Origin of the sequence: Methylobacterium sp. J-026 (assembly GCF_022829585.1) — a bacterium.
In the GTDB taxonomy this organism is placed as follows: Bacteria; Pseudomonadota; Alphaproteobacteria; order Rhizobiales; family Beijerinckiaceae; genus Methylobacterium.
This window is the reverse complement of the sequence record NZ_JAKSYC010000068.1, coordinates 1-4,171: the sequence shown is the minus strand read 5'-3', so window position 1 is coordinate 4,171 and position 4,171 is coordinate 1. Positions and strand designations below refer to the sequence as shown.

Below are 4,171 nucleotides of genomic sequence, written 5' to 3'. Positions count from 1 at the left end.
CCACGGGCAGCCGAGGCACAGCGCACGTCCGAGTCGGCCGCGAATTCCGCTTCAGGTGCGCCAGCCGGCGAGGAAGCGGCATCTGCGGTTGATCCGGCGGTACATGACCGCTGCCGACAGCGGGCGGCCGCTTAGAGCTGTTCCCGGAGGCGTTGCGACGGAGCCGGGGTTGCCGCGTTGACCGGTGAAGGAGGCGGCAATGCCATCACCTTTATCAGTCGATCTGCGCGAGCGGGTGGTAGCGGCCGTGACCGAGGGCGCGTCTTTCCATCGAGCGGCGGCCCGGTTTGATGTGAGCGTGTCGAGTGCAAGCCGATGGTCGGCCCGGTTCGCGCAGGAAGGTCACGTCCGCTACAACGCGCTCGCGCAGATCGACTGATAAAGGTGATGGCATTGCCGCCTCCTTAACCGGTCAACGCGGCAACCCCGGCTCCGTCGCAACGCCTCCGGGAACAGCTCTAAGCGTCCGCCCGCTGTCGGCAGCGGTCAAGTACCGCCGGATCAACCGCAGATGCCGCTTCCTCGCCGGCGGGCGCACCTGAAGCGGATTTCGCGGGCGACTCGGACGTGCGCTGTGCGTCGGCTGCCCTAGGAAGGCAGGCGAGGGTAGCCAGAGCGGCGAGAACCTTGAAAGAGCGGCGCATGATCAAGCTAGGCCGTCATCGGCTGCCTTGTCCGGATCATCGGGCATGCGCTCGGCATCCTTCACCGGATCCTTGCTCTCGGGCTCGCTGCCGGTCGTCGGGTCCGGCACGTTGACGTTCGGGATCCGCACCGTCGGCGGCACGACGCTCACGCCCGGTGGCTTGTCTGTCTCAGCCATGACCATGCCGTCCCTCGTGATGCCTGTGTCGTCGCGCGGATTAGCGACCCGCCCGACGTCTTCTTTGAAGGTCACAGATCCTGCGCGATTGGCAACCACGGTAGACAGACGGCGATTGCCTCAACCTCGATCAGCGCCGCGATCTGCTCATTTGCCGCCGCCGCCACCCTGGGGCAGGGGCCGCTCCGGCTGGCCGGCATTTCCACCAGCTGCAGAGTTGTTCGTCACAGTGTCAGCCGGCTGCCCGGTCGGCGTCCCCGTCACGGTGCCCGGCGCACCGGTCGAACCCGGCTGAGGTGCGGCTACGCCAGTTGCGCCCGGGGCTGTCCCGAGTGGGGTAGCCGCTGGTGCCTGCGCGAACGCTGCGCCTGAGAAGAGCAGCATGAAAGGGATAGCTGTGACGAGGGTGCGCTGACGCATCGATGCCTCCGTGCCGAAGAACGCCGGTAACGCGTATGTGACCGGAATGGTTCGCGATACTTCGGAAGCCTGATCGCGCAAGTTCCTCACGCTGGGATGCGGTCGATGCTGGCGGTGTCCTCGGCGGACACGCCGTTCTCGCGGTGGCGGAAGTCGGAGAGCGCCCGATAGACCTGCAGCCGCGCCCGCATCACCGAACCGAGCGGCCGGTGCACCGCGAGGCTGTGCGCGGGTCGGAAGGTCATCACCTCGTCGAAGTATCGCGCCCGCTCCGTTGAATAGGCGTCTTGGCTCGGCAGGCGCAGTGTAGCCACGGTCCGGTAGGGGCTTACCGAGACAGGCCAATCGACCGACGCGTCCTCGATAGGTTGCCTCTCGGCGTCGGCCCAGAGCTGGGCCTTCAGCTCGAACACCACATCATGCTCGCGGAAGAAGTCGATTGCCGCGTGGCGGAAACCGTCCTCGTCGACGTGTGGGTCGAGCCGCCACTCGGATAGGGCGCGCTGTGCCTCGGCCGTGGGAACGGCCGCGAGCTTGGCCACGTAGTCGCCAAAACGGATCGGAGCCTGGCTGAAATAGCTGTCGGCTAGGGGATGGCTGTACGGATGGCCGAAGAAGTCGGCGAGCGCGCTCTCCGTCCCGAACGCGTGCAGCACCCGATTGAGATTGCGCATGGTCGACGAGACCGCGCTCTTGACACCCTCCGGCAGCGCGGTGGACTTGCCGATGACCGTACCGTCGCGGAGGAAGCCCGCCGCTGTACCCGAGGGGAAGGTGGTACCAGTCGCGAGCACGAAGTCCTGGGTATCAACGGCATGGCCGGGCAGCTTCTCGCCGGGGACGTCGAACACCTTGATGGACATGCCGCGATGGGTCGAGACGCGGTCGCCAAGTGTCTCGCCCGGCCCCTGCGCGAAGCGCACCGCGACGGGGTGGAGGCCGGGGCTGGAGAACAGCCCTTGGGCCAGTTCCGGCGGTAGGCCGGGGGCGATCGTGAACTCGCCGGTGACGCAGGCCGAACTCTTGGCGTGGCTGGCACGGACCGCATGGTGCTCGCGCTTCTCGACCGTCTCGGACTGCTGCGTCATGCCCTTGATGATGCCGTCGATCGTCGCCTGCTCGTCTGGAGCTGGCTGCTCGATGTCATGGGTGTAGCGCAGGTAATTCATTCTTGGGCTCTCACGCGCGGTTCTTTGGATGAAGTTCCGTGCGCATGGCCAAGTTCCTAATCGTCCGCTCCGGCTGGAGACGTGGCGCTCACTTTCACGGCGCTGATGCACCATTCAGCATCGCGTCGTAGTCGGACGCTAGCTGATGCAAGCCGGAGGGAACAGGCAGCTCCCCCCTACGCCTCAAGCCTCAGGGCTTCCCTCAGACTTCCGCGGCCGACCGGCATGCTTTAGCTTGTCGGAGACGGTCGCCACGGGCTCAGCGGCCTTCGCGGCCGCCTTCTTGCGCTGGCTGCCGAGGCCGAGGCTCTTGGCGAGTGCGGAGCGATGCGCCGAGTAGCTGGCGGCCGTGGAGGGGTAGTCCCGCGGCAGGCCGAAGTGCTCCCGGTACTGATCGATTGTCATGCCACTCTTGCTGAGATGCCGCTTCAGGGTCTTGTACGGCTTGCCGTCGATGAAGCTGATCAGCGCGTCCGGCGTGATCGACTTCCGGATCTGGGCGGCTGTGAGCTTCTCAGTGGCAGGAGCAGCAAGTGCGCCGGCATTACCAAGCCCCGAGAGCGCAGCGTGCGTACTGGCGATCAGCTCCGCCATGTCGGCAGGCCGTACCGAGTTCTTGGACACGTAGGCCGATACGATGCCAGCCGTGAGTTCCAAATAATCGGTGGCAGCAGCCTCGATCGTCCCTGTGTTCTCGTTCACGGCGCACCTGCTTGAGTGAAGCAAGCCATCTGCGCCAGCGAACACAACAAATCAATGCACGTTCAGGACTTTTTGCTTCTACCTGCTGATTTTTAGCTTGCCATCGCTCGCATCTCGGGTGCGCCTTCGCGCAGCACGTAGCCGCGGCCCCAGACCGTCTCGATGTAGTTCTTGCCCTGGCTGGTGTTGGCGAGCTTCTTGCGCAGCTTGCAGATGAACACGTCGATGATCTTCAGCTCGGGCTCGTCCATGCCGCCGTAGAGATGGTTCAGGAACATCTCTTTGGTGATAGTCGATCCCTTTCGGAGACCCAGAAGCTCCAGCATCTGGTACTCCTTCGACGTCAACGGGATGCGCTTGCCGTCGATCGAGGCCATCTTCTCGTCGAGGTCGAGCACGAGATCGTCGATCGTGATTTTGGACTGAGCATGACCCTTCGAGCGCCGCACAATAGCGTGGATGCGCGCCACCAGCTCGTCCTTGTGGAATGGCTTGGTCAGGTAGTCGTCGGCGCCGAACCCCAAACCCTTCACCTTATCCTCGATGCTGGCCATGCCGGACAGGACGAGGACGGGGGTCTGAATTTTCGACACGCGGAGCGAGCGCAGCACCTCGTAGCCTGACATGTCGGGCAGGTTCAGATCGAGGAGGATGATGTCGTAATCGTAGAGCTTGCCGAGGTCGACACCTTCCTCACCGAGGTCGGTGGTGTAGGTGACGAAGCTTTCCGATTTGAGCATCAACTCAATGCTCTGCGCGACGGTAGCGTCATCTTCGATCAGCAGAACGCGCATGACACCACCTCGAACTGAGGTGCTTCATAATCTCTCAGCAATACTGAACCGTTAACAGGCGGCTTTGCCGTTCAGTGCTCGGTGACGAACTGGGCGGCCCACTCGTCAGGGGATAGCTCCGGGCCGGTGAGGCACAGCACGCCGTTGTTTACGGTCGCTTTCCCTTGGGCAGCCCAGCGTTGCCAGTTCGTGAGCGCGTCGGCCGCGGCGAGGTCACCAGCCACGTCGCCGATCGGGTGATCCGTCAGGAGTGCGGTCGGGGC

General features: G+C 64.3%; 5 protein-coding genes and 1 pseudogene. 1 reads left to right on the top strand and 5 read right to left on the bottom strand.

Going from position 1 to position 4,171, the window contains the following annotated elements; translation table 11 throughout:
• Positions 1–199: 199 nt before the first annotated feature.
• A pseudogene (locus MKK69_RS06880) lies at positions 200–349 on the top strand (helix-turn-helix domain-containing protein); the annotation flags it as partial.
• Positions 350–646: 297 nt separating this feature from the next.
• On the opposite strand, the gene MKK69_RS06875 reads toward MKK69_RS06880, so the two are convergent.
• The 5 genes from MKK69_RS06875 to MKK69_RS06855 form a co-directional block, all read right to left on the bottom strand.
• The gene (locus MKK69_RS06875; protein ID WP_243967012.1) at positions 647–823 is read right to left on the bottom strand and encodes a hypothetical protein; all 177 of its coding nucleotides are present in this window, start codon (positions 821–823) and stop codon (positions 647–649) included.
• Positions 824–1,329: 506 nt separating this feature from the next.
• Positions 1,330–2,412 carry a catalase family protein gene (locus tag MKK69_RS06870; RefSeq protein WP_243967010.1) on the bottom strand — a complete coding sequence of 361 codons (1,083 nt, stop codon included), beginning with the start codon at positions 2,410–2,412 and terminating at the stop codon, positions 1,330–1,332.
• A gap of 183 nt (positions 2,413–2,595) precedes the next feature.
• Positions 2,596–3,114: a MucR family transcriptional regulator gene (locus tag MKK69_RS06865; RefSeq protein ID WP_243967008.1), complete on the bottom strand. Its 519-nt coding sequence runs from the start codon at positions 3,112–3,114 to the stop codon at positions 2,596–2,598.
• Positions 3,115–3,206: 92 nt separating this feature from the next.
• Positions 3,207–3,908 carry a response regulator transcription factor CtrA gene (gene ctrA, locus MKK69_RS06860; protein ID WP_243967007.1) on the bottom strand — a complete coding sequence of 234 codons (702 nt, stop codon included), beginning with the start codon at positions 3,906–3,908 and terminating at the stop codon, positions 3,207–3,209.
• 71 nt (positions 3,909–3,979) lie between these two features.
• Positions 3,980–4,171 (bottom strand): hypothetical protein (locus MKK69_RS06855; RefSeq protein ID WP_243967006.1); only part of this gene is annotated, 192 nt, incomplete at its 5' end.

What these genes read in the sequence shown, in the direction of transcription:
- MKK69_RS06870 (WP_243967010.1), bottom strand. Translation starts at nt 2,412, where the DNA reads ATGAATTACCTGCGCTACACCCATGACATCGAGCAGCCAGCTCCAGAC.
- ctrA (WP_243967007.1), bottom strand. Translation starts at nt 3,908, where the DNA reads ATGCGCGTTCTGCTGATCGAAGATGACGCTACCGTCGCGCAGAGCATT.
- MKK69_RS06875 (WP_243967012.1), bottom strand. Translation starts at nt 823, where the DNA reads ATGGCTGAGACAGACAAGCCACCGGGCGTGAGCGTCGTGCCGCCGACG.